2 protein-coding genes are annotated in these 513 nt (G+C 71.9%); both read right to left on the minus strand.

Going from position 1 to position 513, the window contains the following annotated elements; genetic code table 11:
• Positions 1 to 121, minus strand: a 121-nt coding sequence (locus ACTMS0_RS29100) for an adenosylhomocysteinase (protein WP_441158469.1), incomplete at its 3' end; no start/stop codon positions are given.
• A gap of 18 nt (positions 122 to 139) precedes the next feature.
• Positions 140 to 418, minus strand: coding sequence for a DUF6059 family protein (locus ACTMS0_RS29105; protein ID WP_441158468.1), 279 nt, complete (start codon positions 416 to 418; stop codon positions 140 to 142).
• Positions 419 to 513 lie beyond the last annotated feature (95 nt).

Genomic DNA, 513 nt, shown 5'->3' on the forward strand with positions numbered 1-513 from the left:
CGGGCATCTCATGCTCGGCGAGCCGGATCTCCTTGCGCCCGAACTCGGCAAGCGACAAATCCGCCACCTTGAAGTCGTCGGCCGTACGAACCAGGGTTGCCGGCATGGTCACGCTCCTCATTGCTGGGTCGGGACAGGGTCACCGCAGTTGGGACCAGAGCCGCCGCTCGTCGTCGGTGAGCGGCTGGTGGGGTACGAGCCGTTCCGGGTGGCCGGGCGGCGGGTGGCCGGCGGGCCGCTGGTCGGCCACGTCGGCAGCGGACGGCGCCGGCACCCCGCCGTCGTCGCCCGGAGACGGTGGGGCATTCCGCCGCCGGTGCGACCGGATGATCTCGCGGGGGTCGATCCCGGCGACCGATGCCCCGAACAGGCTCAGTCCGAGCCCCAACTCGGACACGACGCGCCGGAACCAGCCCATCAGCTGGCCGCGCTCTTGAGGTCGGCGGCGCGGTCGGTGCTCTCCCACGTGAAGTCGGGCAACTCCCGACCGAAGTGCCCGTACGCCGCGGTCTG

The sequence above is a fragment of the Micromonospora sp. H33 genome, assembly GCF_052068455.1.
Classification (GTDB): Bacteria; Actinomycetota; Actinomycetes; order Mycobacteriales; family Micromonosporaceae; genus Micromonospora.

Bases quoted from the DNA above. Each gene is read 5' to 3' on its own strand.
- ACTMS0_RS29105 (WP_441158468.1), bottom strand. From the start codon at position 418: ATGGGCTGGTTCCGGCGCGTCGTGTCCGAGTTGGGGCTCGGACTGAGC.